The sequence below is a fragment of the Hyphomonas atlantica corrig. genome (genome assembly GCF_000682715.1).
Classification (GTDB): Bacteria; Pseudomonadota; Alphaproteobacteria; order Caulobacterales; family Hyphomonadaceae; genus Hyphomonas; species Hyphomonas atlantica.
Genome location: NZ_AWFH01000062.1, coordinates 21,027 through 47,662, shown reverse-complemented (window position 1 = coordinate 47,662; position 26,636 = coordinate 21,027). Strand labels below are relative to the sequence as shown.

The window sequence follows — 26,636 nt, the reverse complement described above, 5'->3', positions numbered from 1 at the left end:
TCTAGTCTCCTGTCTTTCGGCTTGGAATTTAGAATCTTGTTGATGTTGAGAACCGGAACGTTTCAGTCCGGTCATAATCTTCACGCCTGAGGATCTGCGAGAAGTCGAAGCGAATTGGCCCAAATGGCGAGTCCCAGAAAACACTCAATCCGGCAGATGCCCTGAGCGACGCGGCGGTTTTCGTCAGACGTACTGCAGGCAGCCCAGTTGTTGTGTCGGTAAAGTAAATGGTTGGCCCCACATCCGGACCGCGCAGCGATCCCAATGCACCCGCCTCAGCAAACAGCGCGCTCCGAATGCCATATTCTTCCGGCAGGAAGTTGGGCAAACTCAATTCCGCTGTGCCTTGATAATAGACGTTGCCCCCTTGCGAATTCAGGCGCCGCGTTTGAACAACTTCGCCCGTCTCAGGATCCACAACCCTGACAATCTCGCGAGGTCCAATACCAGCAACATCAAATCCACGGAACGTGCTGCCACCCCGGAAGAAGCGATTGTTGATCCGAACGCCTTGATTGTCTTCCAATGGGAAAACGTATCCGCCTGAGAGGCGAACACTCGCGATCATATCGCGCCAAATACCCCGATATGCCGTGGCGCTGGATTCCGTTCGCAAATATTTAACATCGCCGCCCAGACCGGCCAAATCCTGACTGAAGCGGAAGTCAAAACCACGAGATGGGCGGATAGGATCATTCGTTCGATCCCAGAAGAAGTTGTACCCGATGATACTAGAGATATCGCTTCGCTCTGCACGACAAATCGGATCTCTCAGAACATAGTCGCGAGAGCACTGGTCCACGACGCGCTGTCCCGCACCAGCATCGCCTTCTTCGACCAAGCGGTACCGGTCATCAGAAATATCGTCCGGCGTATCCTGCCCGGCGGTCTGAATTCGATCTGTGATGAAGAAGCCGTTCTCATCGATAATATAATTGCGGTCGAGTACGTTCACTTCATCCGCCTGCAGACGGTAGCTCAAGCCAAGCTGCATTCGCTCCGTCAGAGGGAAGCCCAAACGCACGCCCGCGCCAATCGTTTCGCTGCTGAAGCCAGAATAGTCTTCGTAATCCTGGCGCGTCGCAAATGCATCAATACCGCCCGAAAGGTTTCGATCGAACAATCGCGGCTCTGTAAACCGGAAATCCAGGATCTGTTGCCGACTCGAAGCAGAAACACGTGCGACCACAGACTGCCCGCGCCCACGCAGATTTCGTTGGGACGCACTGACATCCAGCAGATACGCATCAACGGATGAAAAACCGGCCGCGAAGGACAATTCGCCAGTCGGCTGTTCTTCAACCTTGATATCAACAATGGTTCTATCTGGCTGATCGGAAGGCGTCTCAATGACCTCGACTTCCTTGAAGTAACCAAGCGCCCGCACGCGGTTCTTTGAACGGTCGAGCAAAATACGGTTGAACGCGTCACCTTCTGCAATTCGAAGTTCCCGCCGAATGACCCGGTCCAGAGTTTGCGTATTTCCGACAATATTGATGCGATCAATATAGACGCGAGGCCCCTCGTCGACAGCAAAGGTCACGTCAATCAGGCCGGTTTCCGGGTTCACATCAATCTGAGGACGGATGTCAACGAAAGCGTATCCCGCAATACCCGCCGCATAAGTCAGCGCATCGATCGTATCTTCAATTGAATCTCCCCGGAATAGAGAGTCAGTCTGGATCGGAACAGCGCGGCGCAACGCATTGGCGTCAAGCTTTTCAAGCGCCGTTTCGACCTTCACTTCGCCGAAGTAATACTGACGCCCCTCGTCCACCGTCATGGTGATGTAGAAGTCTTTCTGGTCGGGCGTCAGCTCCGCGACAGCAGACGTTACGCGGAAATCGTAATAGCCATTGTTCTGGTAGAATTGGCGAAGAAGATCCCGGTCGTATTCAAGGCGCCCTGGATCGTAATTGTCGTTCGAGCTGAAGAAACGCCACAGGCGCGACTGACGTGTGACGATCTCGCTGCGCAGGCGCGAGTCCGAATATGCTTCGTTCCCGATGAAGTTGATCGCTCGAACGCCGGTGACCGGGCCTTCTGTAATCTCGAATATCAGATCAACCCGGTTCTGCTCAAGCGGCTTGTACTGCGGCTCGACTTTGGCAGCAAAACGACCTGATTGGCGATAAAGCTCCAAAATGCGCTGAACATCTGATTGGACACGAGCCGCGGTAAAAATACCGCGAGGCGCAGCTTGGATATCTTCTCGAAGTTTATCGTCGTCAAGCGCGCTGTTGCCCTCAAACACCACACGGTTGATGATCGGGTTTTCCACCACGCGCACGACGAGATTGTCATCTACCCGGTCAATTGAAACGTCCGCGAACAGGTTTGTTGCAAACAGCGTCTTAAGGGAAAGATCGATACGGTCAGGGTCAAATGCGTCGCCCGGTTCCACCAGCAGATAAGACTGTACCGTTCTCGCTTCGATTCGCTGATTGCCCTCAACGATGATCGATCGGATCGTGCCGCCATATCGACTATCTTCCTGAGCATCAGCAGTTCCCATGGGAACCAGAGCCGTGTTCACAGCCAGAACACTGCTCGCCATCATGGTTGCTGCAAGGAACTTACGCATCGTCGATATACTCTCTGGTTAATTTCGGCGGGCGGGTCAGCCGCCTCTTGTTCCGAACAAGCCGGCTTCGATGAGGTCACCCCAAGTGATCACAACGACCATCCCCAATAACAGGATCAATCCGAATGTCAGGGCCATTTCCTGCACTTTCTGCGGCATTTCCTTGCCTGCAATCGCTTCATAGGCGTTAAAAACAAGATGTCCACCATCGAGAACTGGCAGTGGAAGCAGGTTGAAAAAACCAACTCCGACTGAAATTGCGGCGCAGATACTGGCTAACATCCAAAATAGCTGCTCTATCTTCTGACCGGTTGAAACCTGTTCCTGTTCCCAAACACGGTTAACAGCGCGTCGCGATATGTCACCAATGCCAACTGGACCTGTCATGGCGTGCATGGACATCTTACCCGTCACGATACGGGTCAACATCGTAATGGTTCTATCTATTGTGGCACCCGTTTCGATCACTCCCTGACCCAGCGCCTGTACGGGATTGTAGGTGATGTGTTCTCCATAGGACACAGGCGCAATAGCCACTCCGATCGTCGCCTGCGGCACTTTCTGGCCAAAATCATTCTCTCGAATGACTTCTTCGGGGGTGATAGTCAGCAACTCTTCCGAATCATCGCGCTGCACCCGAAAGTTCATCGCCTCATTTGGGTTGAGAACAATCTGAATCAGAACGTCTGATGAATTGCTGATTTCCTTACCGTTTACCGCGAGAATCACGTCCCCAGCCTGCATACCGCCCGCAGCGGCCGCACCTGTTGGGCTTACATCTGCCACGCCTACTTTCATGTTTGGCCGGCCATGCGCGCCCAAAATCAATGCAAATATCAGCGTCGACAGCACAAAATTGGCGAATGGCCCAGCAAGGCTGACAAGCGACCGCTGCCCTACCCCCAATTCCGGGTACGCTTTGCCCACGGGCCCTGTCTCTAACTTGCCAACGTCTCCGGCCAATTGGCTTTCACCGACAAATTTCACAAAGCCCCCGAGCGGAATCCAATTCACGCGCCAACGCGTGCCATATTTGTCCTTCCGTTCAAACATGGGCTTACCGAAGCCAACGGAGAACGATTCCACCGCCGCACCAAACCAACGGCCAACAAGATAGTGGCCGAGTTCGTGTACGATTACCACGATGCCCATCATGAAGATGAGGCACACAAGAAACAGTGGTCCCTGGCTGATCACATCACCCAAAGCGTTCATCCTCCCATGCGACGCAGGTCACTCCCCAGAATGTCCCGCGTCATTTCACGCGTCATGCGATCAAGAAACGCTATCTCTTCAAGCGTCTCGCACGCAATCCCTTGCATGCTTCCCTCCAAATACCGGCTTAGCGCCTGTTCCACGAGCCAGCTTATGTCCAGAAACCCGCATTGACCCGCGATAAAAGCAGAAACGGCGACTTCATTAGCACAATTTAATACCGTGGTAGCCGCTGCGCCGTGCTGATAGGCGCACCGAGCCAACCTGATTGCCGGGAATCGGTCTTCATCTACCGACTCAAAATCAAGAGAACCCAACTTGGCCAAATCGAGCCTGTCGACGTTTGTGGCAGTCCTGTCCGGCCAAGCAAGCGCGTATGATATCGGCGTTTTCATATCCGGTGCGCCCAATTGCGCGATCACGGAACCGTCAGAAAAATGGGCCATTCCATGAATAATGGACTGAGGGTGAACCACCACGTCCAATTGATCTTCTCCCACGTCGAACAGGAAACCTGCCTCGATAAACTCCAGCGCTTTGTTCATGAGTGTGGCGCTATCAATCGAGTTCTTGACGCCCATACTCCAGTTCGGGTGAGCCGCGGCTTGTTGAGGTGACGCGCTGCGCATCTCTTCGAGGCTAGCCTTTCTAAACGGCCCCCCTGAAGCTGTAATGGTCATTTTCTCTAGCGAACGACCGTCACCAATGCATTGAAAAATGGCGGAATGTTCGGAATCCACAGGCAAGATCTTCACGCCCCGTCGAGCGGCCTCCCTCAGAATCAATTTGCCCCCGCAAACGACGCTCTCTTTATTGGCAATCGCAACATCATTGCCCGCGCGCACAGCGGCTATGGTGGATTCAAGGCCGGCGGACCCGACAATCGCTGCAAGCAAACGGTCCACGGGCCGGCTGGCGGCTTCAACAACAGCGCTTAATCCCGCATCGACGGTGACGTTTGTTCCGGCCAGTCGACTTCGAAGCTCATCAATCTTGGTTTCATCCGCAATGACGGCGACATCCGCATCAAATTCGCGAGCCTGCGCCGCCAACCCTTCAGCGTCACTCCCGGCAGCCAAGGCCACAATCTTGAACTTCTGATCGCCACACGCATTGGCATGTCGGACCACATCCAATGCTGATTTTCCGATCGACCCCGTCGACCCCATTATGCTGATGTGATGCGGCCGCGTCATGAAAGCCCCAGCGCGCCCGGCAGATCGGGCACAAGAAGAAGTGCAATGGAACCCAAGATTCCCACAGCTCCCAAGCCATCCACCCGATCCAGTACGCCTCCATGACCGGGCAGCAGATTACTTGAATCTTTTACCTTGAACCGCCGCTTCAAACCACTTTCAAACAAATCGCCGAATTGCGCTGTCGCCGAGAGCGCAAATCCAGTCGCGATCCACCATACTGAATTCACTTCGAGTATGTCCGCAGCAGCAAAACCGCAAACAGCCGTGAACAGCAGAGCGCCAATTGCGCCGCTCCAAGTTTTGTTCGGGCTCTCTTGAGGCAACAAACGGGGCCCACCGAGGCCACGCCCCACGAAATACGCCGCAGCATCCGAGGCCCACACGAAGGACATGAAGTATAGCGCGACAGCACGTCCATCCCACGGACCTTCCCGAAGCACCCAGAGCCCGGCGGCCATGCCAGTAACATATACCCAGCCCAACACTGAGACGGAACGTATCCGTACGTTGCCCGCTCGCGAAGCGAACGTGAGTGCCAGGCCAAACACAGCAATTGAAATCAGGACGGCTGGCATCTTGAGTGGCAGGGCCAAGCAAAACAGACTGGTGGCCAGCCCTATCAGTCCCCCACGCGGATGACCGCTCATCCCTGCCCATTCCCAAGCCATGATCGCCCCAAAAAAAGCGCATGCGGCGGCTAGCCACCAACCACCATTCCACACGACGAATAGGCCCGTGGGTATGAGAACTGCGGCTGTCAGTAGCCTTTGGCCAAGTTGAGAAAAACGCCGTTCGGGCGATGTCCAGTCGCCCATTAGTTATCCTCCGGCGTCACGCCGCCGAAGCGACGCTCCCTCTCGCGAAACATTTCTACAGCTTTCATAAGCCAGACCTGATCGAAGTCAGGCCACAAAACATCGAAGAAGACGAGTTCGCTATACGCTGCCTGCCACAGTAAAAAATTGCTGAGGCGATACTCTCCACTTGTTCGGATGAGCAGGTCCGGATCTGGCATACCCGCAGTATCAAGGTAGCTCGCAACCAAGTCTTCAGTAACATCAGATGAAGCGTGAACGCCGCTCCCAACGTCTGCTGCCAACCGCTTTACAGCTCGGGCAATCTCTTCCCTGCCACCATAATTGAAGGCTATGTTTAGAAAGAAAGTGTCGTTCTCGGCAGTTTCGAACTCTGCCTTGTCAACCAGCTCGGAAATATCTTTGGGAAGGCCTTCCCGGCGCCCAATAACCCGAATTTTGACACCCTCTCGCTTCAAACGGCTCAAGTCTTTCTGAATGAAAAGCTTGAGCAGCCCGAAAAGGGCATTCACTTCAGAAGCAGGCCTACGCCAGTTCTCCGTCGAGAACGAGTAAACCGTCAAATATCGGATACCAATATCCGCGGCGCCCTCTACCGTGCGCCTGAGGGCCTCAACCCCGCGCTCATGGCCGGAGGCTCGTGGTAATCCGCGAGCCTTCGCCCAGCGGCCATTACCATCCATGATAATAGCAATATGTTTCGGAACGTCAGAACGGACCGTGTCAATCGCAGATGTCACAGAGGCATCTTCATTCGACATCAGACCTGCATGATCTCCGCTTCTTTGCCTTTGAGTGCTTCGTCGACTTTGGCGACATATTGATCAGTCAGTTTTTGAACCTCGTCAGACAAAGAATGAAGACGATCTTCACTGATTTCTCCATCCTTTTCCATCTTCTTCAGAGCATCCATTCCGTCGCGGCGAATGTTACGAATGGCAACACGCGTAGCTTCAGCGTACTTGCCGGCGACTTTTTGCAACTCTATGCGACGCTCTTCATTCAGCGGTGGAATCGGAATGCGGAGATTCTGTCCATCTGTTACGGGGTTAAGCCCCAAGCCCGAATCCCGGATAGCGCGGTCGGTGGCGCCGACAACTGATTTATCCCACACATTTACAGACAACATGCGGTTATCAGACACCGTCACGGAAGCCACCTGGTTGAGCGGCACGGTAGATCCGTAAGCTGGCACCATGACAGAATCCAGCAAGTTCACCGATGCACGTCCCGTCCGGAGTCCGCTAAATTCGGTCGAGAGAGACGCCAGTGCGCCCTCCATGCGCCGTTCAAGATCCTTTTTATTGTAGCTCATGACACTTACGCTCCATGATTTGTGATTGTTGTGGATGTGCCTTTACCATGCAGAACTTTAAGCAGCGAACCTTCCTCTTTCAGAGAAAAGACTACGATTGGAATGTTGTTGTCACGCATGAGACTTACCGCTGACGGGTCCATCACGCGAAGATCCTTGGCCAAGAGCTCCTGATACCCAACTTCATCGTATCGCGTGGCATTAGCGTCGATCTTGGGATCGGCCGTGTAGACGCCGTCTACCTGCGTCCCCTTCAGCAGGGCGTCGCAATTCATCTCAATCGCTCGGAGAGCTGCGCCGGTATCAGTTGTAAAGAACGGATTTCCGATACCCGCCGCAAATATCACCACGCGACCCTTTTCCATGTGGCGTTGAGCACGCCGCCGTATATATGGCTCGCAAATCGATTCCATCCGAATTGCAGACTGAACGCGCGTCGGAACACCGATGCTCTCCAAGACGCTTTGCATCGCCAAAGCGTTCATGATGGTCGCGAGCATACCCATGGAGTCTGCTTGTGCTCGCTCCATACCTTTCGCCGCCCCAGCAACACCGCGGAATATGTTCCCTCCGCCAATAACAAGGCAGATTTCAGAGCCAGAATCCTGAGCCGCCTTGATCGCGTGAGCAAATTTTTCGCAGGTAGGAATATCAATGCCAAATTGCCCAGGCCCCATGAGTGCCTCGCCGGAGAGCTTCAGCAACACCCTCTTGTATTTCAACGGGTTGGAGTCGGACTCTTCAGCTTGCATGAGGGGGTTCTCCGGATATGGCGGCCTTGTATAGGCTCCTAAAAGATTCCCGGCCGCCTGTCATGGGCGACCGGGATGTTCAAAGCCCTTTGCGGGCAGAAAGGCAAGCTAGATCAGCTGCCTTTTGTCATTGAAGCAACTTCATCCGCGAAGTTGTCTTCTTCTTTCTCGACACCTTCGCCCAGCTTGAAGTGCACGAAGCCTTTCAGAGTGGCGCCTTGTTCCTCAAGGAACTTGCCGACAGTCTGGTCTGGATTCATCACAAAAGGCTGCTCTACGAGGACTACTTCCTTGTAGAATTTCTGCATGCGGCCAACAATCATCTTCTCAATGACATTGTCTGGCTTGCCGCTTTCACGTGCCTGCTCGGTCAAAACACGCTTCTCGGCTTCAACGATTGCCGGATCCAGCTCATCGGTCGTTGCAGCGGCTGGCGACGTGGCAGCAATGTGCATCGCAACCTTGCGACCGATGTCTTCCAGATCACCAGATCCGTCCAGAGCAACCAGAACGCCCACTTTACCCATGCCCGCAGTTTCAGCATTGTGGATGTAGGAAGCCACTTTGCCGTCAGCAGTCAGTTTCGCGCTACGGCGGAGAGTCATGTTTTCGCCGATTGTCGCGATGAGGCGCTTGATCAGATCGTCAACAGTGCCTTCGCCATCCGGCGAACCGGCAGACGACAACGCCTCAACCGATCCATCGGTATCGAGCGCAGCTTTGGTGATCCCGGCGAGCGCAGTCTGGAACTTTTCGTTCCGCGCCACAAAGTCGGTTTCTGCGTTCAGCTCAACAATGGCGCCTGTTTTGCCGTCTTCAGAGACTTGAACAGACACAAGACCGTCTGCCGCAGTCCGACCGGACTTCTTCGCGGCTTTCGAGAGGCCTTTTGCGCGCAACCAATCCACGGCTGCAGCTTCGTCACCATTGTTTTCAACGAGCGCCTTTTTGGCATCCATCATGCCTGCGCCAGTCTTCTCGCGCAGTGCTTTAACAAGCGCAGCGGTAATCTCAGCCATTGCTGTATTCCTTCAGTTTGGTCTTCAGGTCAGACGCCCTGTCTTAGGCGCCTGTTGCGTCTTCAGCGGTTTCACCCTCAGCGGCAACAGCCGCATCAGCTTCAGCCATGGCGTCTACATCTTCCAGCTCACCAAGGTCTACGCCAAGGCCTGCGGTAGATTCGGCAAGGCCGTCCAGCACAGCGTCCGCAAACAGGTTGCAGTAGAGAGAAATAGCGCGAGCCGCATCGTCGTTTCCGGCAAAGCCGTAATCCGCATCGGCCGGATCGCAATTCGTGTCGAGCACAGCCACAACCGGGATGCCCAGCTTGCGAGCTTCCTGAACGGCGATCGCCTCTTTGTTGGTATCGATCACGATCATTGCAGCCGGGAGACCGCCCATGTCGGCGATACCGCCGAGGGACATCTGCAGCTTGTCGCGGCGACGCTCCAGATCGAGCAGCTCTTTCTTGGTCAAGCCTTGGCCGCTGCCGCTTTCAAACATCGAATTCAGCTCTTTGAGCTGTTTGATGGAATTGGACACAGTTGACCAGTTGGTCAGCGTGCCGCCGAGCCAACGGTGGTTCATGTAGTACTGGGCACAGCGCTGTGCAGCTTCTGCAACTGGGTCTGCTGCCTGACGCTTCGTACCAACAAACAGGACACGACCGCCTTTTGCGACTGTATCGCGCACGAAAACGAGCGCCTGATGCAGTGCAGGAACTGTCTGGGAAAGGTCCATGATGTGGATGCCGGAACGCTCGCCGTAGATGTACGGCTTCATGCGTGGGTTCCAGCGGTGAGTTTGGTGACCGAAGTGAACGCCAGCTTCGAGCAACTGACGCATGTTGAAGTCAGGTAGGGCCATAGATTGTCTCCATCCGGTTGGCCGTCACGGGTGGAACTTTGGACCACCATGGCCCTTCGCACCGGATGCACCCGTGAACTGGTTTCTGATGGGGCGGCTTATACAGATATTGCCCATGGCTGCAAGGCTTTCAGCTTGGGTTTTGTCAGGCCGCTTTGAGCGGTTCTACACGCTCAACGCCTGGCGCCTCTTTAAGCGCTCGCTGCGCGCTGAGGCCAATCGTGTAAGTAGATGGAAGTTTCATGGTCACAACTCGACCATCCTCAAGTGGCATTTCTATAAGAAGCTCTCCTTTTTCAAGGTCTTGAAGCTTCGTCAGATGCTCGACAACACCCGCAAGATCTCCGACGAAGGCACCAACGGCCAGCCTAATCTTCAAAGCCCCCATTGCCTTAGACAGGCGTGCAGCCTCTAGCTTGAGAACCCGCTCGGCGTTCAGCTTTATCTCCTCCGCATTCCGTTTAACACCGACTGTAATCGCGACGGCATTGCCAACCTGCAAGAGATCGTAATTTTGAGAGAGCGTTTCCGGAAACACCATCATCTCGACTTCGCCGGAAGGGTCAGACAGCGTCAAGAAGGCGAACTTGCCGCCATTCCGAGCTGGCTTGTCGCTGCGCGCGCGTACAACGCCAATCATTTCGAGTGGTTTACCATCAGCCGCTCGATCCTGAACTTCCATGGCCAGTGTGACCCGCTCGCGGTCCAAGCCCTCAAGGACGTCATCGAGCGGGTGCCCCGAAAAGTAAAATCCGATGGATTTAAACTCCTGATCCAGCTTCTGCTGACCATTCCATGCTTTCGCCTTCGGCAAGACGGGGCGGAGAGCTGGTTCTGCTTCACCGAAAAGACCACCCTGCCCCCCTTGCCGGTCTTGGGCGGCACTCACCGCCATATTCGCCAACAAGGGCGCTGACTCGAGCATCTTCGCACGGTTCGGCTCAAACGAATCGAAGGCGCCGGCCTTCGACAGGGATTCAAAAGCCTTCTTGTTCACATGCTTTGGATCCACACGCTCGGCAAAGTCGTACAAGTCTTCGAAACGACCATCGCGCTCGCGAATTTCAACGACGTGCTTCATGGCTTCAAGTCCGACGCCTTTAAGCGCGCCGAGGGCGTAGACAACCGCGCCATCCTTCACGTCGAAATCAGCCGTCGATGAATTCACGTCAGGAGCAAGAACCGGAATTTTGAGACGTTTGGCTTCCTGAAAGAACGCCGCCAGCTTGTCCGTGTTGCCAATATCGAGGCTCATCGATGCGGCCAGGAATTCAACCGGGAAATGCCGTTTAAGGTATCCGGTATGATAGCCGATCAGAGCATATGCGGCCGCATGTGATTTATTGAAACCATAGCCAGCGAACTTTTCCATCGTATCAAAGATGTCGTTCGCCAGTTTCTCTTCCATCCCTTTCAATTCGGCCGCGCCTTCGACAAAGCGCTTCCGCTGGGCAATCATCTCCTCAACTTTCTTCTTACCCATGGCACGACGCAACAAGTCAGCTTCACCGAGGGAGTAACCGGCAATCTCCTGCGCCATCCGCATGACCTGTTCCTGGTAAACGGGAACACCATAGGTCGCTTCAAGAACGGGTTTCAAATCTGGATGTTGGTAGACAACCGACGACGGGTCCTCCTTACCCTGAACGTAAACCGGAATATTCTCCATAGGCCCGGGGCGATAAAGGGATATAATGGCGATGACGTCTTCCAGGTTGTGCGGACGCACCTTTTTCAGCGTGTCCCGCATGCCTGCACCTTCAAGCTGGAACACGCCAAGGGTTTCGCCACTAGCCATAAGATCATAAGTGGCCTGATCATCCAGGCTTTGCCATTCCGGCCCGACATCGCGCCCGTCACGGCGAATAAGCTTGAGCGCGCGGTCGATGACCGTCAGCGTCTTCAGACCGAGAAAGTCGAACTTCACCAGCCCGGCCGTTTCGGCATATTTCATATTGAACTGCGTCGCAGGCAAATCAGCACGCGGATCGTTGTAAAGCGGGACCAACTCCACCAGAGGCCGATCACCGATCACCACGCCAGCGGCGTGAGTGCCTGCGTTTCGGTATTTGCCCTCCAGCGACAAGGCTATCTCTAGCAACTCCCCGACACGCTCGTCCGCGTCTATTTCGTCTTGAAATTTCGGTTCGTCGTCGATTGCGTCCTGAAGCTTGGGGGGATTCGCCGGGTTGAACGGAATGAGTTTCGCAAGCCGGTCAACCTGACCATATGGCATCTGCATGACCCGGCCTACATCGCGCACCACAGCCTTGGCCTGCAACGTACCGAAGGTAATGATCATCGCCACCGAATCGGCGCCATATTTATCGCGGACATAGCGAATTACCTCTCCACGTCGCTCCTGACAGAAGTCGACGTCGAAGTCGGGCATCGACACACGTTCCGGGTTCAGGAAGCGCTCGAACAGCAGGTCAAACCTGAGCGGATCAAGGTCTGTGATCAACAACACCCAAGCGACAAGAGACCCCGCACCAGACCCCCGGCCTGGACCCACCGGAATTCCGTTTTCCTTGGCCCATTTGATAAAGTCGGAAACGATCAGGAAGTAACCGGGGAACCCCATGCGTTCGATGATCGAAAGCTCGTAATCAAGACGTTCGAAATAGGTGTCACGGTCCGCATAAAGTTTGTCAGCGGCGGACAGTCTGAATTCCAATCCCTCAACAGCCTGTTTCCGTAATTCCTCTGACTCGGAACGACCTTCCTTGGAGAAGTTCGGCAGAATAGGCTTATGCGTTTCGGCCTTTACCGCGCAACGTCGTGCGATCTCAGACGTGTTGGCAATCGCTTCGGGCAGGTCCTCAAACAAGGAGACCATCTCGCCGGCGGTTTTGAGATACTGCGAAGGGTCTACGCGTTTGCGATCATCCTGGCCGAGATACTGGCCGTTGGAGATGCACATCATGGCGTCGTGCGCCTTCGCGTCCGCTGACTTCATGAACCGGGCATCGTGCGTGGCCACGAGCGGAAGACTGAGCTCGTATGCCAGATCCACAAGCCCCTCTTCCGTTGCATACTCATCTTCGGTGCCGTGCCGGGTAATCTCGACATAGCAGCGACCGGGATAAGCTGCAGCCAATGTAGATAGCTCTGTGCGTGCGTCCGCTACTCGGCCTTTCAACAGATGTTTGGCCACCTGCCCCTCAGCCCCTCCGGTCAGCAGGATCAGACCTTCTGTGTTGTCGAGTAGCAAATCGCGATGTAACTTGGGCACGCCATCAGCAGCGTCCAGGTACGCTCGCGAAGACAAAAGCATCAAACGCTTGTAACCCACATCATTCTGAGCGTAGAGCGAAATACGGCTGGGTTCGCTTTTTGGGAGGCCGTCCGTGACGTCAAAACAGCAGGCCATGATTGGCTGAATGCCCGCATCCGTCAGCGTCAGCGAGATCTCCAGCGCGCCAAATAGGTTGTTGCGGTCAGTTATCGCAATCGCAGGCATGCCCTGCTCAGCACACCACGCCTTCAGGCCTTTCGGCGTGATCATGCTTTCGAGCAGGGAATAACTCGAACGAACGGCGAGGTGGATAAAGGTCGACTCAGTCACGGGGCGGCTCCTGTTCACAGGATACAGTGCCGTGAAGCCCTCTTCCAGACCAGACGCTGTCAGCCGCGTTTCACAACTTAATCCGGCTGATAATCAACCAGTTTTCCGTCCGACAACGTCAAAACGCGATCCATGTGCTTGATCAGGGAGAGATTGTGCGTCGCCACCAACACGGCTGCGCCTTCGTCTCGCACCATTTTAATGAGTGTCGCAAATACACGCTCTGTCGTGGCCGGGTCCAGATTGCCCGTTGGCTCGTCAGCAATGACCAACCGGGGGTCATTCGCCAAGGCCCTGGCAATGGCCACACGCTGTTGTTCACCACCAGACATCTGCGCAGGCTGGTGGTGCCCCCGATCCTTCAAACCCATTTCGGCGAGAAGCGCCGCCGCTTTCTCGCGCGCAAGTTTCTGTTTTACGCCCGCGATCATCAACGGCATCGCGATATTGTCCGCGGCGTTGAACTCCGGAAGAAGGTGGTGAAACTGGTATACAAACCCGATTTTTGCTCGGCGGATTGCGGTTCGGCCTTTGTCGTCAAGAGCGAGGCAATCAATGCCATCCAACAACACCTTGCCGGACTCCGGGCGCTCGAGCAGGCCGGCTGTATGCAATAGAGTTGATTTGCCCGAGCCGGAGGGACCCACAAGCCCAACCAACTCTCCGGCGTTCAGCTGGAGATTGGTTCCGCTCAACACATGCAGTTCGCCTGCCGCCGTCTTGTAGAAACGGTCGATATCGCGAAGCTCGAGTACTGGCTGGCTCATTACTCGAACCTCAACGCACTGACCGGATCTTGACGGGATGCCCACCAGGCCGGAATGATTGACACCAGCATTGACATGCCTAGTGCATAGAGCCCAGTTCGGATCACTTCTCCCCAGTCCAGGATCGCCGGAAGGCCCTCAAGGCCATAGACTTCGGCATCAAAAACCTCGCCCGGAACAAACAGGTTTATGAACGCCTCGACCGCATCAATGTTTGTGACGACGAGAATGCCAACTGCCATACCGAGTACTGCACCCAACGTTCCAAGAATGGTGCCAACAAGCAGAAATACGCGCAACACCCCACCTCGTCCCAAACCAATCGTCCGCAAGATAGCGATGTCGCGGGTCTTGTTTTTAACCAGCATGACAACACCAACAATGATGTTCAGAGTTGCGATCCCCATAATCACCATCACAAGCAAGCGAACCATGGTGCGTTCAACTTGCAGTGCATTCAGGTAACCGGCCCGCTGGCTCTTCCAATCGAACGTGTAGAGCGCATTGCCTGTCGCGTCGGCGATGGCTGCCATTGCCTCGGTGGTCTTGTTGGGATCGTCCAGCCGGATGTCCAGCATTTGATAACGGTCCTTGGACTGGAACAGGATCTGTGCCTGCTCCATCGGCATGAACATATAGAGCCGATCCAACTCCACACTTCCTGTCTTAAACACGTCGCCAACTGTGTAGGCTTTGCTGCGCGGCGTCGACCCCAACGGCCCTGAATTCGTTTGAGATGTGATTATCTCCACCTTGTCGCCGGGCCTGACCCCAAGACCTTCGCGGCCTGCAGCCAGGAACGCCCCCATCATGATGACATTGCCGCCATTCTTGCCTTCGCCGAAGCCTGACGCGATGGCTGCCTCTCCACCATCTTTCAGAAACGGCATCGTCGCCAAATCCTCCTGACGGATCGCGCGGACAGCAGCGCCAGTTTTGCGCCCATTCGCTGTCACCAGCACGTATTCTTCGATGTAAGGCGCAACACTTGATACGCCATCTATCAGACTGATCGTCTCGGCAATTTGTTCGGCTTCTTCCTCAGTGTACGACGCGACAACGCCGTAGACGTGCGGCTGGCCACCCAACAAGGCGTCAAGCAATGTTGCGCGAAAGCCGCTCATGATTGACATGGTGATGATCAAAGCTGCGACTGCGAAGAAAATGCCGACAAACGAGATGATGGAAATCAAACTCGCACCGCCATGTTCACGCTTGGCGCGTAGATACCGCCACGCAAGCGTCCGCTCGAGTTTCCCAAAGGGAGATGCAGCTGCGGGCAAGTCACTCATTCAGGGCGCACCTTTGCCAATGCATCGGCGAGTGGCAGCTCTTCCTTCTCACCGGTCTTGCGATTTTTGACTTCGACCACACCGTTCTTCAGGCCACGCGGCCCGATAACGATCTGCCACGGTAGACCGATCAGATCCATCCGCGCGAATTTGCCGCCGGCACGGTCTTCGGTATCGTCATAGAGCGCATCAATCCCAGCCAGTTCCAATGCTTGATAAGCCTGTTCACACGCTGCATCGCACTCTTCGTCACCAGCCCGCATATTGATGATGCCAACATGGAACGGCGCAACGCCATCAGGCCATACGATACCGTTCTCGTCATGGCAGGCCTCAATGATTCCGCCGACCAGACGCGATACGCCGATACCGTAACTTCCCATTTCCACCGGGACCATCTGACCATCAGGTCCCTGAACAACTGCATTCATAGGTTCGGAATACTTTGTGCCGAAATAGAAGATGTGACCAACTTCGATGCCACGTGCAGAGACCCTCCGGTCTTCCGGCAGCGCCTCGAAAGCGGCCTCGTCGTGCATTTCCTCGGTTGCAGCGTAGTATTGCGTGCGTTTCTCCACTTCGGCGCTCAAATCCGCAGAGAAATCGAGATCAATGCCCGGCGCGGGCATATCCAGAAGCGTCTTGTCACAGAAGACTGCGCTCTCGCCTGTGTCTGCCAAAATGATGAACTCATGGCTCAATTCGCCGCCAATCGGTCCAGTATCCGCACGCATGGGCACAGCCGTCAGTCCCAAACGGGAAAACGTGTTTAGATAGGCGCAGAACATCCGGTTATAAGAATGCCGCGCGTCTTCAGCGGTTAGATCGAAGGAATAGGCATCCTTCATCATGAACTCGCGACCACGCATCACACCAAACCGCGGACGGATCTCGTCCCGGAACTTCCATTGCTGGTGATACAGATTCAATGGCAGTTGTTTGTAGCTTTTCACGTAGGAGCGGAACACGTCTGTGACCAGTTCCTCATTCGTCGGCCCGAAAAGCATATCGCGATCATGCCGGTCTGTGATGCGAAGCATTTCCTTGCCATACGCTTCGTAGCGACCAGATTCGCGCCACAAATCGGCCTGTTGAAGGGTTGGCATCAGGATCTCAACAGCACCCGCGCGGTTCATTTCTTCCCGCACGATCTGTTCGATCTTCTTCAGTACGCGCAGGCCAAGCGGCAACCACGTGTATATGCCCGCGCCATTCTGGCGAACCATGCCGGTGCGTAGCATAAGCTGGTGCGAAACAATGGCCGCATCCGAAGGGGCTTCTTTGGAAACAGGCAGAAAATACTTCGACAGACGCATGGAATCTCCGTGATCGCGCACTAAACGAAGGCCAACTAGCCGCAGCGCCCCCTATTGCGCAAGCAAACGTGGCACGATGATGGCTGTTAATGTGGTCAGGACAATCGCGCCGCCCGTCGCCCATATCGCTTTTTTACGAAGCATCGGGTTCTTCGGAGCGGCCTCTTCGGTGCCAGGCGTCGTTGAATCGTCTTCCCATTGTCCCGCAACGCCAATCGGCAAGACGACAAAAAACGACAACCACCAAGCAATGGTGAAAACAACACCGGCACCGAAAAGAGTCATCAGTGAGCTTCCTTAGGCGTTTCCATCAGCTCGATGAGTACGCCGTTCGAGTTTTTTGGATGAACGAAAATGATCAGCGTGCCGTGTGCGCCGATGCGCGGTTTACCCAGCACCGTCGCGCCACGCTTCTCCATCTCATCAACGGCCTGATTGATGTCGTTCACTTCAAAGCAAACATGGTGCTGGCCGCCCTTAGGATTCTTTGTAATAAAGTTCGCAATCGGGGACTCGGCGTTCAAAGGCTCAATTAATTCGATCTGGCTATTCGGCAAATTCACAAAACAGACCTTCACGCCCTGCTCAGGCATATCGAATGGCGTCGTGATATCTGTCGCGCCATACAGCGTTCGATAGGTTTCACATGCTGCCGCCAAATCAGGGACAGCAACGCCAACATGATTCAGTGGACCAATTTTAAACTCTGACACGGGTTTCAACTCCTCAGCACGATCACTTCTATTATTGGGCGGTGACCAAACGTATTCAAACAGGCTTTACGAAGTGCGCGGCCAACAGCGCGCTCCACCGCATCATCATCCATGCGATCTCGTTTCTTCATGCGACCAATCGCGTCTTCCGCCGCGATCTCTAGTGGCTCGATACTTTCGTCAGCAATACGCCCGTCGCTTTCTGAAAGACCTTTTGCGATCACCACTGGCCCGTCGAGCACGTCGCCGGAATCATCGAGGGTCATCGTCGCGAAAAGGATGCCCGAAAAAGACAATTTGCGACGCTCATCAATGCCCTGAGCTCCCTCCGGAACCAAACGGTCCCCATCCAGAAACAATCGTCCTGATGGCACCAAATTAGTGATTTCAGCTTTACCTGGAGCCAATCGCACCAAGCTGCCATTCCGAGGCGTGACGGCATTCGGCACCTGTAGGGACTTCGCAAATGTCGCATGCTCCATGATATGCCGTCGCTCACCATGAACCGGAACCGATACTTTCGGACGAACCCAGCCATACATTCGGCGCAACTCATCGCGACACGGGTGTCCGGACACGTGGATCGGATATGGCACCATGCGCGGTGTAATCACGCGCACTCCTTGCCCGGCGAGCGCATTCTGCAGCTCGAAAATACCCTTCTCATTTCCCGGGATCTGCCTGGACGAGAATATGACCGTGTCGCCCTCGTGAAAGGTAACGTTTCGATGATCGCGGCGCGCAATGCGCGTCAGTGCTGCGCGGGCCTCACCCTGACTCCCAGTGCAAAGGTAGAGAATGTGTTCCGCCGGAATCTGGCTAGCGTCCGACTCGTCGACGAACTCCATTGTGTTTGGCAGGATTCCAACCGATTTGGCCGCGTCGGTGATACGATGCATGCTGCGCCCAACTAAACACACGGCCCGACCGGCCGCTTCCGCAGCCTCCACAATGGACTTCACACGCGCGACGTTCGACGCGAATGTCGTAACGGCGACGGCTTGTTTTTGCTCCGAGATAAGGTCGATCAGTCCCTGTTTGACTGATTCTTCTGACCCGGACTCACCTTCCTCGAACACGTTCGTGGAGTCGCATACCATTGCGAGAACACCTTCATCGCCAAGGGCTGTGAGGCCTTCCACATCAGTGGTTTCACCAATCTGAGGGTCGGGATCAATCTTCCAATCTCCGGTATGGAGTACGGTTCCCAACGGCGTCTTGATTGCAAGCGCGTTCGGCTCCGGGATAGAGTGGGTCAACGTAACATACGTCACCTCAAACGGTCCTGCCGTCACGGTCCCGCCAAGTGCGACGGGTTTCAACCAGCTCGGATCCACGCCTCGTTCGACCATTTTCGACCGCACAAGCTCAGCCGTGAAGGGCGTTGCATAGATCGGCGCGTTGGTTTGCAAACGTGGGTAAAGCAGACCCACGGCGCCGATATGATCTTCGTGCGCATGCGTCAGGAATATTGCATCGATCTGCTCGCCAATAAGGTATTCCGGATCAGCGCAGATCAGATCAACACCAGGCGTTTCAAGCGATCCGAACGTCACCCCCAGATCTGCGATAATCCAGCGGCGGTCATGAGCAGGCCCATATCCATAGGCATTCAGATTCATGCCGATTTCATCACATCCCCCCAGGGGAAGGAATACCAGCTCATCCTCAACGCCAATCGTGTCCGCCATTCTTATCAACTATTCCGTCTGTAAATTTCGAGCAGACCCCGTATGGTAATATCCTGATCATAATAATCTATAGTCTGGCTGGCACCTTCGAACAGTGACGCAACGCCACCCGTGGCCACCACCTTCATCGGCTTGCCATATTCCGCTTTGATACGTGTGACCAATCCGTCGATCAGATCAATATAACCCCAGAACACACCTGATTGCATGGCGCTGACAGTGTCCTGCCCGATAACGCGAGAAGGCCTTTGTATCGCAATGCGCGGTAGTTGCGCGGCAGCGTCGTGCAGCGCCCGCATGGACAGGTTTATGCCGGGGGAAATGATCCCACCTTCAAAACCGCCATCCTCGGCGACGACGTCGAACGTCGTCGCCGTTCCACTATCGATTACGACCAGATTACCCTCATAGGTCTTGTGCGCCCCGAGCGCGCTGACAATCCGGTCGGCGCCAACCTGCTCTGGCCTATGAATGCGGACCTCGACCCCAGTTTTCAAATTGGGATCGCCAATGAACATCGGCTCGATTTCAAGGTAGCGCCGGGCCAAATTCCGGAAATTGAATTGCGCTTGCGGTACCACCGTCGAAATGACGCAGCCTTTGATACGCTTCAGATCGACCCCATACATGTCTGCCAGGCGCCAGAGCCAGGCGGCGTGATCATCAGCCGTCTTGGTCGGGTCCGTTGCACTTCGCCACTGATTGATCCAGCTTTCACCATCGTGAATGCCAAACACCGTATTTGTATTGCCTACGTCAATTGCCAGCAGCATTGCCTATTCGCTCCCTATCAGGCTGACATCGCCGGCCCGTACGATTTCGCGGCGACCATCAGGCAGCCGCAGTACAAGCGACCCATCTTCTGCCATATCCTCCAGAATGCCTACCAGTGGATCTCCGTTTCGAGACACCGAGACGGTCTGACCGAGGCCCTCAGCCACTTTCAGCCAGTCCTGACGTAACCCCTCGAATCCTTGGCGCGCCTGCGTGAGTCTGTTGGAAAAAGCCTCGCGCAATGCAGAGAGAACGTCTGCTGGCGTCAATGCGGTGTCACCTCGAAGGGCATGAAGACTCGTCGCAGACTGGCCGGCGCCTTCGGGTGCCTCTGCGACATTGATGCCAATGCCAGACGCGACCCAGAAATCATCGCCCTGCCCACCGGTCTCGACAAGGATGCCGGATATTTTCGCGCCATTCACCCGGGCATCATTCGGCCATTTCAGCCTGACCGGCGCCTCAGGTGCTACAATTGCAGCAACGTCAGACACCGCAAGAGCCGATGCAAACGGAATGCGCGCCGCAACCTGAATGCCGCCGGGCTCTTTGAACAGCGCCGTCGAAAACAGATTTCCGGTCGGAGAAATCCAGGGACGTTGAAGTCGCCCCCGGCCGGCGGTCTGCGCTTCTGCGACCAGCCAGCAATCCTCAAATCGCCCCTCTTTCGCCCGGCGTCTGGCTTCAGAGTTTGTGCTGTCGATTACGCCAAGGTGATGGACCGGCCAGGATAAACTCAACCTGCGAGCCCCAGCGCGGCTGACCCTGCCCATCCCGACAACGCGTTGATGAAGAACAGGAACAGAATACCGGCCACAAGAGCAGCGAGCAGAACGGTCATTGTGACAGAACCATCGATCGTCTCGAACTTTTCGGTCGGCTCATCGAACCACATGATCTTGATCAGACGCAGATAATAGCCGAGCGAGACCACCGATGCGAGGACAAGAATGATCACCACGGGCATCAATCCAGCGTCGACACCAGCCGTCAGAACTTCCCATTTCCCAAAGAACCCGCCAAATGGCGGCAGACCAGCCATCGAGAAGATCAGGATTGACAAAGCGATGGTGAGAACCGGACGTTTGCGCATCAGGCCGCCAAGTTCGTTGATCCCTTCGACCATTCCGCCCTTCCGGCGCATAGCCAGCACCCCCATGAACAGGCCGAGTGAGGCAATTACATAGAGCGTCATGAAGACGAGTAACGGGCCAGCGCCGAGTTCCTTACCCGCTGCAACAGCAACGAGCGCATAGCCCATGTTCGCGATCGAAGAATATCCCAGCAGACGCTTGATATTTGTTTGGGTCAGAGCGCCCAGTGACCCGATGATCATGGACAGGCCGGCAATGATGCACAGGATGATTTGCCATTGGTCAATCACGTCTCCGAACACTGTGAACATGACGTTTGCGAAAACGACCATGCTGGCCATTTTTGGCGCTGATGCGAAGAACGCGACAACAGGAGTGGGCGCCCCCTCATAAACGTCTGGCGTCCAGATGTGCATTGGCGCAGCAGACACTTTGAAGGCCAGCCCCACAATCATGAGGACCATACCGAACATCATTCCGATGGATGGTTCCGCCGCGGCGATCAACGCATATTCTGTTGATCCGGAGAAGCCATACACCAGGGACGCACCATAGAGCAGCATTCCCGAAGCAAGCGCGCCCAGCACGAAATACTTCAGGCCCGCTTCTGCCGCCTTTGTGGAGTCCCGATGGAAAGCGGCGAGCACGTATGATGACAGGCTGAGGGTTTCTACCCCCATGTAAAGTGTCATCAAATCGGCCGCCGACAGGATGATCCCCATCCCGAAGGATGCGAGCAGGATAAGCAGCGAATACTCATAACGGATAGTGCCGTGGCGCTTCAGGAAACCTTCCGAAGCTATCAGAGCGAACCCTGCGAGAACGTAACTGACAAACTTGGCGAAATTGACAAATGTGTTTGTCCGCACGAGCCCGCCGAAGGCTTCACCACCTTCGTAGTTCATCAGCGAGATGGCTGCGGCCGCAAACAATGCAATCGCACCAAACTTGATGGATACGCTGTTGAAGCGATCCTTGAACGTGGCGCCAATGAGGACACCAGCCAGAGCGATTGCGACGAGCCAAAGTTCCGGGCCAATCGTCAGGATCATGGCAGTGAAATCAATCATCTGATCAGCCTCCCGCCATAAGGTTCAGAATGCGCAAGGCAGAACCCTCTGTAATGTTGAATATCAAATTAGGCGCGACACCGAACAGGATCGTCAGGAACGCCAATGGCGCAATGCAGACCCATTCGATCAAGTTCATATCCCTGATCGAATTGAGATCTGGATTGGTCATCTGTCCGAACACGGTGCGGCGATAAAGCGTAAGCATATAGACAGCTGAGAAAATCACGCCCAGCGCTGCACCGGCCGCTGCCCAGGTGGAGGCCTGGAAACCACCAACCATAGTTAGAATTTCACCAATGAAGCCTGATGTGCCAGGCAAGCCGACATTAGCCATCGTGAACAGCATGAAGAAGGTCGCGTAGACCGGCATCCGATGCACGAGGCCGCCATAGGCAGCAATCTCTCTCGTGTGCATGCGATCATATACAACGCCCACGATCAGAAATAGTGCGCCAGAAATCAGGCCGTGGCTAAGCATCTGGAAGATCGCGCCTTGGACGCCTGCTTCATTAAACGCAAACACACCCAGCGTGACAAAGCCCATGTGTGCGACCGAAGAATAAGCGATCAGCTTTTTCATATCCGTCTGACGCCAAGCGACGAGAGATGTATATACGATAGCGATGACTGCCAGCGCGAACATGACAGGCTGGAAGAGTTGGCTCGCATCCGGGAACATTGGAAGCGAGAACCGCAAGAACCCATAGCCCCCCATTTTGAGCAGCACGCCTGCCAGGACGACAGAGCCAGCTGTAGGTGCCTGAACGTGAGCATCTGGCAACCAAGTGTGGACGGGCCACATCGGAAGCTTGACCGCAAAGGAAGCTACAAATGCCAACCAGAGCCATGTTTGAACGCCCGGATCGAATGCATACTTTTCCAGGACCTCAAAGTCCGTGCTTCCGGCCGCCTGGTACATGTAGACAACTGCCACCAGCATCAGGAGGGATCCGATGAGCGTGTACAAGAAAAATTTGAAAGCGGCGTATATCTTGTCCTTGCCACCCCAGATACCGATCACGAGGAACATGGGGATCAACCCCGCCTCGAAGAAAATGTAAAACAGCACCAGGTCCATCGCGGTGAAAACCCCGATGATAAATGTTTCCAGCACAAGGAACGCGACAACATATTCCGTCACGCGATTATGGATCGAATTCCAGCTCGCCAACAGACAAATTGGAATAAGGAACGTGGTCAGCAGGATCAGTGAGATGGAGAGTCCATCGACGCCCATCTTATAGCTGATGTTGCGATACCAGGAATACTGCTCCACGAGCTGATACCCAGACTGGCTGGCATCAAACCCTGCAAACGCGGCAAGCGACGCAATGAAAGTGGCGCCTGAAATGATCAGGCCAGCCATTAGGGCAGTACGCCCTTCCTTGTCGCTTGATGTCGCTTCACGGCTGCCAGCTGTTGCGGCACGCACAAGCATGATGATGAGCGCGCCTGCCAGTGGCAGGAAAGTCATCGCCGAAAGAATGGGGAAACCGCCCATCAGTTAGCTCCTCCAGCGCGCAGCCACAGTATTGCACCGAATACGAGTGCAGCGCCGATAATCACGAAAGCGTAGTGGTAGAGATATCCGGTATGCATCTTGGACAGACGCCCTGCTGATGACTTGGTCACCGCTGCAATACCGTCAGGTCCAATCCCGTCGATGATCTTCTTGTCTGCTTTCCAGAAGACATTGCCCAAGAAGGCAGATCCTTTGACGAAGGTCGCCTGATAGATCTCATCGAAATACCATTTGTTGTAGAACAATGAGTGAAGCGGTCCGCCACTATCTGCGACGCGTTTCCCTACACCTCTGTTGAAGTAGTAAGTGAGCGTGGCCACGACGAAGCCTGTAATCGTCACAATGAGCGGCGCAAACAGAACCCATTCCGGCACATTGTGGCGATCATGGAGGACGTGGTTCTCCGCAGCGCGATAAATCGTGCCGGCCCAGAACGCTTCATTGTTGTGATCAACGAACGCATCATAGAAATATACGCCCGCAAAAATTGCGCCGAGACTGAGTAGCGCCAACGGAACCAACATCACGAGCGGGCTTTCATGCGGCGTGTGATCATGGCCATGCCCGTGATTGTCCTCTGCCCCATGCGCATCCGCGTGAGCATGATCATCAACATGACCATGAGATTCCCAAGTCTTGGGCCCGTGGAATGTCATGTAAATCAGGCGCCACGAGTAGAAGCTTGTGAGGAAAGCCGCGATCAGGCCAAACCAGAAGGCCATTTGACCGAACACAACTTCTGCCTGTCCCGCCGCGAACGCACTTTCAAGAATTGCGTCCTTGGAGAAGAATCCTGCAAAGCCGATCTTCGTGTGCGGTATACCGAGACCGATGATTGCAATCGTGCCGATCATCATCGCCGCATAGGTTAGCGGCATGAATCTGGCGAGGCCGCCCATGCGGCGCATGTCCTGTTCATGGTGCATCCCGTGAATGACAGAGCCAGCGCCAAGGAACAGAAGTGCCTTGAAGAACGCGTGCGTGAACAAGTGGAACATGGCAGCTTCATAAGCGCCCACACCGGCCACAAAGAACATATAGCCGAGCTGAGAACACGTTGAGTAAGCAATGACGCGCTTGATATCGTTCTGCGCCATGCCGACTGTCGCTGCGTATAGCGCGGTGACAGCACCAACGATGGTAATCATGCCGGCGGCGTAGAATGTATACTCGTAGATCGGCGACAAAAGGCAAACGAGGTAGACACCTGCGGTCACCATAGTCGCCGCGTGGATGAGCGCTGACACAGGCGTCGGACCTTCCATGGCGTCTGGCAGCCAGACATGCAGGAAGAATTGGGCGGACTTGCCCATCGCACCGATGAAGAGCAGCACGCCGATAACTTCCAGAGCACTGAAATTCCAGTTCAGGAATGGAATGACCAGCTCGCGCACATGGTAGGCCTCTGTAAAGCCAACCGGAACAACTTCAATATTGTTCCGAACCGCTTCGAGCACGGGTCCGAACTCCACGGAACGGAACACGAAAAACACAGCCATGATACCAAGCGCGAGCCCGAAATCGCCCACGCGATTTGTCACGAACGCTTTGATCGAGGCGTCATTCGGTGCCTTGTTCTGATACCAGAAACCGATCAGAAGGTAGGAAGCCAGGCCGACGCCCTCCCAGCCGAAGAACAGCTGGATGAAGTTATCAGCTGTCACCAGCATGAGCATCATGAAGGTAAAAAGCGAGAGGTAGCTGAAGAAGCGCGCCTTGTGCGGCTCTTCACTCATGTAGCCCCAGGAGTAGAGGTGAACGAGACCGGAGACACCGGTGATCACGGCCATCATGACAATCGACAGCGTGTCTACTCGGATGGCCCAATTTGCCTGAAACTCACCCACATGAATCCAGGGCATCAAGGTGATGATGTGTTGCTTTAATTCATAGCTGGTCGCAGCGGCGACCAAGCTGGCATGATGCTCTTCTCCGCCGGAGTGACCACCTATGCCGGCCGCATAGGCGAACAATTGGATCAAGGACAAGATGCCCGCCGACAAGACAACCGCGGTCGTCAGACCCATAACCAGCTTGTCGCCAATCTGTTTATGAACCAGTCCGGTCAACGCCACGAGCCCCGGAGCGAGGACGATGTAGAGGATCAGGAAATCTGGAAGCATCATCCTACCCCTTCATCATGTCGACATTCTCAACCGAGATGTCGCCGCGGTTGCGGAAATAAACAACAAGGATAGCGAGCCCGACCGCAGCCTCAGCAGCGGCAACGGTCAGAACCAACATCGCGAAAATCTGTCCCGCAATCGTTCCGCTGAACACGGAAAATGCAATCAGATTGAGATTCACGGAAAGAAGGATCAGTTCGATCGCCATAAGAATGACGATGATATTCTTGCGGTTCACGAATATGCCTACGACACCAATCGTGAACAGGGCCGCAGAAACGGCGAGATAATGAGAAAGTCCGAGGTCCATAATCCTAGATCCCCTGCCCCGGTTTGGGGTCCTTCAATTCATAGGCATCGCTACGGCGGCGAGACGTCTGCTTGGCAATGTTCTGACGCTTGGTCTCCGGACGGTGGCGAAGCGTCAGGACGATCGCCCCAACCATTGCCACCAGCAGAATTACGCCGGCCATCTGGAACAGCAGAAGGTACTGGGTGTACATCACCTGGCCGATCGCCTCAGCGTTCGTCTCTGCACCGGGCGACGCGTCGAAATTCGTGGTCATTTCCGACGTACCGACGACAGAGGCGAGAACAATCTCGGCAGCAAACACGATGCCGACCAGAACGGCGAATGGCCAATACCGCAGCGTGCCGCGTTTTAGCTCAACAAAATCAACATCGAGCATCATTACGACAAACAGGAACAACACCGCCACGGCGCCAACATAGACAACGACGAGCAGCATCGCGAGGAACTCGGCGCCAATCAGCACCAACAGCCCCGCCGATGAAAAGAAAGCGAGAATGAGCCACAACACCGAATGCACGGGGTTGCGTGCCATGATCACGGACAGCGCCGAGACGAGCACGACGGCCGCAATCAGATAGAAAGCGAAGACTGCCACAGCCCTACAAGGCCCCTTTCTTGGCGGAGCCTACGCCCCGCGAGTT

23 protein-coding genes are annotated in these 26,636 nt (G+C 55.0%); all 23 read right to left on the bottom strand.

Annotation, left to right across the window (positions count from 1 at the left end):
* Window positions 1–28: 28 nt before the first annotated feature.
* The 23 genes from bamA to HY36_RS16060 all read right to left on the bottom strand — a co-directional run bounded on the left by bamA (window position 29) and on the right by HY36_RS16060 (window position 26,590).
* Window positions 29–2,584 (bottom strand): outer membrane protein assembly factor BamA, encoded by a 2,556-nt coding sequence (gene bamA, locus HY36_RS16170; RefSeq protein WP_035555073.1) that lies wholly within the window; start codon window positions 2,582–2,584, stop codon window positions 29–31.
* 36 nt (window positions 2,585–2,620) lie between these two features.
* On the bottom strand, window positions 2,621–3,781 hold the full coding sequence (locus HY36_RS16165) for a M50 family metallopeptidase (protein WP_241764256.1): 1,161 nt from the start codon (window positions 3,779–3,781) through the stop codon (window positions 2,621–2,623).
* A gap of 14 nt (window positions 3,782–3,795) precedes the next feature.
* Window positions 3,796–4,968 carry a 1-deoxy-D-xylulose-5-phosphate reductoisomerase gene (gene dxr, locus HY36_RS16160; protein ID WP_241764255.1) on the bottom strand — a complete coding sequence of 391 codons (1,173 nt, stop codon included), beginning with the start codon at window positions 4,966–4,968 and terminating at the stop codon, window positions 3,796–3,798.
* 23 nt (window positions 4,969–4,991) lie between these two features.
* On the bottom strand, window positions 4,992–5,813 hold the full coding sequence (locus tag HY36_RS16155; RefSeq protein ID WP_035555063.1) for a phosphatidate cytidylyltransferase: 822 nt from the start codon (window positions 5,811–5,813) through the stop codon (window positions 4,992–4,994).
* Entirely contained in the window at window positions 5,813–6,574 is a 762-nt protein-coding gene (locus HY36_RS16150; RefSeq protein ID WP_035555060.1) for an isoprenyl transferase, read from the bottom strand. The genes HY36_RS16155 and HY36_RS16150 overlap by 1 nt, the downstream gene beginning before the upstream one ends.
* Window positions 6,574–7,128: a ribosome recycling factor gene (gene frr, locus HY36_RS16145; protein ID WP_035555056.1), complete on the bottom strand. Its 555-nt coding sequence runs from the start codon at window positions 7,126–7,128 to the stop codon at window positions 6,574–6,576. Before frr ends, HY36_RS16150 begins: the two co-directional genes overlap by 1 nt.
* Before the next feature lie 5 nt (window positions 7,129–7,133).
* The gene (gene pyrH, locus HY36_RS16140; protein WP_035555053.1) at window positions 7,134–7,880 is read right to left on the bottom strand and encodes a UMP kinase; all 747 of its coding nucleotides are present in this window, start codon (window positions 7,878–7,880) and stop codon (window positions 7,134–7,136) included.
* A 113-nt stretch (window positions 7,881–7,993) separates the two neighbouring features.
* Window positions 7,994–8,899 carry a translation elongation factor Ts gene (gene tsf / locus HY36_RS16135; protein WP_035555049.1) on the bottom strand — a complete coding sequence of 302 codons (906 nt, stop codon included), beginning with the start codon at window positions 8,897–8,899 and terminating at the stop codon, window positions 7,994–7,996.
* Between the two features lie 43 nt (window positions 8,900–8,942).
* Entirely contained in the window at window positions 8,943–9,746 is an 804-nt protein-coding gene (gene rpsB / locus HY36_RS16130) for a 30S ribosomal protein S2 (protein ID WP_035555046.1), read from the bottom strand.
* Between the two features lie 145 nt (window positions 9,747–9,891).
* Complete coding sequence (gene dnaE, locus HY36_RS16125; RefSeq protein ID WP_035555043.1) at window positions 9,892–13,314, bottom strand: DNA polymerase III subunit alpha; 3,423 nt, start codon at window positions 13,312–13,314, stop codon at window positions 9,892–9,894.
* Window positions 13,315–13,391: 77 nt separating this feature from the next.
* The gene (locus HY36_RS16120; protein WP_035555040.1) at window positions 13,392–14,081 is read right to left on the bottom strand and encodes an ABC transporter ATP-binding protein; all 690 of its coding nucleotides are present in this window, start codon (window positions 14,079–14,081) and stop codon (window positions 13,392–13,394) included.
* Window positions 14,081–15,373 carry an ABC transporter permease gene (locus HY36_RS16115; protein ID WP_035555037.1) on the bottom strand — a complete coding sequence of 431 codons (1,293 nt, stop codon included), beginning with the start codon at window positions 15,371–15,373 and terminating at the stop codon, window positions 14,081–14,083. The genes HY36_RS16120 and HY36_RS16115 overlap by 1 nt, the downstream gene beginning before the upstream one ends.
* On the bottom strand, window positions 15,370–16,689 hold the full coding sequence (proS, locus tag HY36_RS16110) for a proline--tRNA ligase (protein WP_035555035.1): 1,320 nt from the start codon (window positions 16,687–16,689) through the stop codon (window positions 15,370–15,372). The genes HY36_RS16115 and proS overlap by 4 nt, the downstream gene beginning before the upstream one ends.
* 51 nt (window positions 16,690–16,740) lie before the next feature.
* The gene (locus HY36_RS16105; RefSeq protein ID WP_035555032.1) at window positions 16,741–16,974 is read right to left on the bottom strand and encodes a DUF1467 family protein; all 234 of its coding nucleotides are present in this window, start codon (window positions 16,972–16,974) and stop codon (window positions 16,741–16,743) included.
* Window positions 16,974–17,402, bottom strand: a complete 429-nt coding sequence (mce, locus tag HY36_RS16100) for a methylmalonyl-CoA epimerase (protein ID WP_035555029.1) — start codon at window positions 17,400–17,402, stop codon at window positions 16,974–16,976. The genes HY36_RS16105 and mce overlap by 1 nt, the downstream gene beginning before the upstream one ends.
* 5 nt (window positions 17,403–17,407) lie before the next feature.
* Entirely contained in the window at window positions 17,408–19,093 is a 1,686-nt protein-coding gene (locus HY36_RS16095; protein ID WP_155842006.1) for a ribonuclease J, read from the bottom strand.
* A 5-nt stretch (window positions 19,094–19,098) separates the two neighbouring features.
* A complete protein-coding gene (locus HY36_RS16090; protein ID WP_035555027.1) occupies window positions 19,099–19,866 on the bottom strand; it encodes a type III pantothenate kinase in 768 nt (255 codons plus the stop codon).
* Between the two features lie 3 nt (window positions 19,867–19,869).
* The gene (locus HY36_RS16085) at window positions 19,870–20,607 is read right to left on the bottom strand and encodes a biotin--[acetyl-CoA-carboxylase] ligase (RefSeq protein ID WP_035555024.1); all 738 of its coding nucleotides are present in this window, start codon (window positions 20,605–20,607) and stop codon (window positions 19,870–19,872) included.
* On the bottom strand, window positions 20,604–22,031 hold the full coding sequence (gene nuoN, locus HY36_RS16080) for an NADH-quinone oxidoreductase subunit NuoN (RefSeq protein WP_051602892.1): 1,428 nt from the start codon (window positions 22,029–22,031) through the stop codon (window positions 20,604–20,606). The genes HY36_RS16085 and nuoN overlap by 4 nt, the downstream gene beginning before the upstream one ends.
* A 4-nt stretch (window positions 22,032–22,035) precedes the next feature.
* Window positions 22,036–23,535: an NADH-quinone oxidoreductase subunit M gene (locus HY36_RS16075; RefSeq protein WP_035555022.1), complete on the bottom strand. Its 1,500-nt coding sequence runs from the start codon at window positions 23,533–23,535 to the stop codon at window positions 22,036–22,038.
* Window positions 23,535–25,679 carry an NADH-quinone oxidoreductase subunit L gene (gene nuoL / locus HY36_RS16070; protein WP_035555344.1) on the bottom strand — a complete coding sequence of 715 codons (2,145 nt, stop codon included), beginning with the start codon at window positions 25,677–25,679 and terminating at the stop codon, window positions 23,535–23,537. Before nuoL ends, HY36_RS16075 begins: the two co-directional genes overlap by 1 nt.
* A gap of 4 nt (window positions 25,680–25,683) precedes the next feature.
* Complete coding sequence (gene nuoK, locus HY36_RS16065; protein WP_035555019.1) at window positions 25,684–25,992, bottom strand: NADH-quinone oxidoreductase subunit NuoK; 309 nt, start codon at window positions 25,990–25,992, stop codon at window positions 25,684–25,686.
* A gap of 4 nt (window positions 25,993–25,996) precedes the next feature.
* Window positions 25,997–26,590 carry an NADH-quinone oxidoreductase subunit J gene (locus tag HY36_RS16060; RefSeq protein ID WP_035555015.1) on the bottom strand — a complete coding sequence of 198 codons (594 nt, stop codon included), beginning with the start codon at window positions 26,588–26,590 and terminating at the stop codon, window positions 25,997–25,999.
* Between the last annotated feature and the right edge of the window lie 46 nt (window positions 26,591–26,636).

Bases quoted from the DNA above. Each gene is read 5' to 3' on its own strand.
- bamA (WP_035555073.1), bottom strand. From the start codon at position 2,584: ATGCGTAAGTTCCTTGCAGCAACCATGATGGCGAGCAGTGTTCTGGCT.
- dxr (WP_241764255.1), bottom strand. From the start codon at position 4,968: ATGGGGTCGACGGGGTCGATCGGAAAATCAGCATTGGATGTGGTCCGA.
- HY36_RS16155 (WP_035555063.1), bottom strand. From the start codon at position 5,813: ATGGGCGACTGGACATCGCCCGAACGGCGTTTTTCTCAACTTGGCCAA.
- HY36_RS16150 (WP_035555060.1), bottom strand. From the start codon at position 6,574: ATGTCGAATGAAGATGCCTCTGTGACATCTGCGATTGACACGGTCCGT.
- frr (WP_035555056.1), bottom strand. From the start codon at position 7,128: ATGAGCTACAATAAAAAGGATCTTGAACGGCGCATGGAGGGCGCACTG.
- pyrH (WP_035555053.1), bottom strand. From the start codon at position 7,880: ATGCAAGCTGAAGAGTCCGACTCCAACCCGTTGAAATACAAGAGGGTG.
- tsf (WP_035555049.1), bottom strand. From the start codon at position 8,899: ATGGCTGAGATTACCGCTGCGCTTGTTAAAGCACTGCGCGAGAAGACT.
- rpsB (WP_035555046.1), bottom strand. From the start codon at position 9,746: ATGGCCCTACCTGACTTCAACATGCGTCAGTTGCTCGAAGCTGGCGTT.
- HY36_RS16120 (WP_035555040.1), bottom strand. From the start codon at position 14,081: ATGAGCCAGCCAGTACTCGAGCTTCGCGATATCGACCGTTTCTACAAG.
- HY36_RS16115 (WP_035555037.1), bottom strand. From the start codon at position 15,373: ATGAGTGACTTGCCCGCAGCTGCATCTCCCTTTGGGAAACTCGAGCGG.
- proS (WP_035555035.1), bottom strand. From the start codon at position 16,689: ATGCGTCTGTCGAAGTATTTTCTGCCTGTTTCCAAAGAAGCCCCTTCG.
- HY36_RS16105 (WP_035555032.1), bottom strand. From the start codon at position 16,974: ATGACTCTTTTCGGTGCCGGTGTTGTTTTCACCATTGCTTGGTGGTTG.
- HY36_RS16095 (WP_155842006.1), bottom strand. From the start codon at position 19,093: ATGGCGGACACGATTGGCGTTGAGGATGAGCTGGTATTCCTTCCCCTG.
- HY36_RS16090 (WP_035555027.1), bottom strand. From the start codon at position 19,866: ATGCTGCTGGCAATTGACGTAGGCAATACAAATACGGTGTTTGGCATT.
- nuoN (WP_051602892.1), bottom strand. From the start codon at position 22,031: ATGATTGATTTCACTGCCATGATCCTGACGATTGGCCCGGAACTTTGG.
- HY36_RS16075 (WP_035555022.1), bottom strand. From the start codon at position 23,535: ATGGGCGGTTTCCCCATTCTTTCGGCGATGACTTTCCTGCCACTGGCA.
- nuoL (WP_035555344.1), bottom strand. From the start codon at position 25,679: ATGCTTCCAGATTTCCTGATCCTCTACATCGTCCTCGCTCCGGGGCTC.
- nuoK (WP_035555019.1), bottom strand. From the start codon at position 25,992: ATGGACCTCGGACTTTCTCATTATCTCGCCGTTTCTGCGGCCCTGTTC.